The organism is Phocaeicola sp., from assembly GCF_057861905.1.
In genome coordinates, this window is sequence record NZ_DBMACV010000135.1 from 1 (window position 1) to 2,850 (window position 2,850).

Sequence of the window (2,850 nt, forward strand, 5' to 3'; positions counted from 1 at the left end):
TATTGTTTCTTTGAAAACAAACCGGATGCATTGCAAGGATACTATATTGAGGACTCAAAACAACTGGCCTTATTCTAAACTTATCCCGAACTCAGGTAAGTATACATATTGAAACGTGTCAGCGTTTCAGCTCCATACACTTTGGTCAGTGTAACAAACTGTCCCACAGGTGCCATTTCTCCGCTACCCGTACGTACAAACATGTTATTCAACGACTCTGTATCCAGACGGTAATTCTTGTCGGCCTGAATCATGACACGGTAAAGTTTCGAAAAACGGTTCAGGTTGGAAGAATAGTTACCGCCAATGAAACCCGAAAGTACGCTCAGCACATCGGAAACCTTGATGTCGGCCCGCTTGCATTTTGCCGCATCTACTTCTACCATGTACTGCGGGAACTTGGTATCGAAAGTGGTATAGGCCATCGATATTTCAGGACGCTGGTTTAAAGCCGCAATAAAATTCTGACAATACTTCTGTAAAGTACTCACGTTTCCTCCGGCACGATCCTGCACATAAAGCTCAAAGCCACTTCCCATACCATATCCGGATATGGTAGGTTGTGCAAAAACAAAAAGCTTAGCCGACTTAATATCTGCTGTACGCACATAAATCTGTGAAATAATCGCATTAATGTTATCTTCCGCCCTGGTACGTTCGTCCCAGTGCTTCAGTTTAATGATGAGCATACCTCCCGAAGCAGCCTGTCCTCCCATCATACTGAATCCGCTCACATTACTATAAAGTTTGACTTGAGGAATTTCCCGAATACGCTCATCTATCTGCTCCATTGCTTTCTTTGTTTGCGACAGACTACTACCCGGAGGTGTGGTCACATTAACAAAAATGGTTCCCATATCTTCATCGGGTACCAATCCCGTCTTGGTAGTACGAAGAAAAAGTACCAGCAATACACAAGCCGCAGCCAATGCAACCCCTGCCAGCCATCTGCGATGCAGGAAAAATGAAACTCCGTTCTTATACTTCAACACCAGCCGGTTGAAAGAAGCCTCGAAGGCATGGTGAAAGCGACTTGAAAAGCTCAGTTTTTTACCCGACTGCTTATCCATGTGCGGTGTCATGATCAATGCACACAAAGCAGGACTCAGCGTCAGGGCGTTGATGGCAGATATACCGACAGCTACTGCCATAGTCAGTCCGAACTGAGTATAAAAAACTCCACTGGTTCCTCCCATAAAAGATGTAGGAATAAACACAGCCATAAAAACCAGTGAAGTGGTTACGATAGCTGCCGAAATGCCGTCCATAGCAGCCAAAGTCGCCTTGTAAGGAGAACGATACCCTTCATCAAACTTTGCCTGCACCGCTTCTACCACGACGATAGCATCATCGACCACCGTACCGATAACCAGTACCAGGGCAAAAAGTGTAAGTAAGTTCAAACTGAATCCGGCTACATAAAGAAAGGCAAATGTACCGACCAAAGATACGATGATAGACACCGATGGAATAATGGTAGAACGTACACTTTGTAAGAAGAAATAAACAACCAGAATAACCAGAATGATAGCCTCTATGAGTGTCTTTACCACTTCATGGATAGATGCATCAAGAAAGTCTTTGGTACTCATCAAATCGGTAAGAACCAGTCCTTTCGGCAGTTCTTTCGAGATTTCCTCCACTAATTTATCTACATCTTTTACTATTTCATTGGCATTCGATCCGGCCGTCTGGGCAATCATACAGGTAGCTCCCGGATGCCCGGATATCTGACTGTTATAGCTGTAAGTCTGTGCCCCCAGTTCAATCCGTGCAATATCTTTCAAGCGAAGTACTTCTCCCGACGGAAGTGCCTTGATTACCATGTTGCCAAACTCCTCTTCCGTTTCATAACGTCCGCGATACTTCAATGTGTATTGGAAAGTGTTTTCCGAATCTTCGCCCAAGGTTCCGGTAGCCGCCTCGATATTCTGCTCATCCAACAGGGATGTCACATCATCGGGGACCAGCCCATACTGAGCCATGACTTGCGGATTCATCCAGATACGCATCGCATAATCTCCACCCATCACATTCACGTTACCCACACCGGTAATACGTGATAACCGAGGCTCAACGTTTATCTTAAAATAATTATTGATAAAATTCTGGTCATAGTTATCGTCTTTACTATAAAGCGCCAGAATCTTGACCATACTGTTCTGACGTTTCTCTACCGTAACACCAATCTTGGTAACTTCGGCAGGCAGAAGTCCTTCTGCTTCCGACACTCTGTTTTTCGTATTGATGGTTGCCATATCCGGATCGGTTCCCTGCGCAAAGTAAACGGTAATGGAAGCCGACCCGTTATTGGTAGCAGTAGACGTCATATAAGTCATATTCTCTACACCATTAATTGCTTCCTCCAATGGAGCAATCACGCTCTTCTGAACCGTTTCCGCATTGGCTCCGGTGTAAGTAGCCGAAACCATAATGGTAGGCGGAGCAATGTCCGGATACTGCTCCATCGGCAAATTGGCCAGTCCAATAATTCCCAGCATCAGGATGAGCACAGAAATCACGCACGACAAAATGGGACGGTCTATAAATGTCTTCAGTTTCATGATACCCTCCTTCCTTTATTCTTTTTCCGGTGAAGCACCCGTCACCTGCGTATCTTCCTGAATCAGTCCGGCTCCTTCGGCTATAATTGTTTCACCTTGCTGTAAGCCACTTTCCACAATATACTCCGTCCCGTTGTTTTGCGGGAATACCGTAACCTGTGCCGACTCAGCCTTACCTTCCTTATTTAACGTGAATTCGACGAATTCAAAACAAAGCAAGCTGTGTGTCAAATGTACGTTGTACATTGATACACGGCTTTTTTGGAAACATGCAGTACGCCGCAAT

The 2,850-nt window shown here is 45.0% G+C and carries 2 pseudogenes; both read right to left on the reverse strand.

The annotated features are described in order from the left end of the window. Window positions 1–89 precede the first annotated feature (89 nt). Window positions 90–2,564, reverse strand: a pseudogene (locus ACZM60_RS14660) (efflux RND transporter permease subunit); the annotation flags it as partial. A 15-nt stretch (window positions 2,565–2,579) separates the two neighbouring features. Continuing rightward, window positions 2,580–2,744, reverse strand: a pseudogene (locus ACZM60_RS14665) (efflux RND transporter periplasmic adaptor subunit); the annotation flags it as partial. Between the last annotated feature and the right edge of the window lie 106 nt (window positions 2,745–2,850).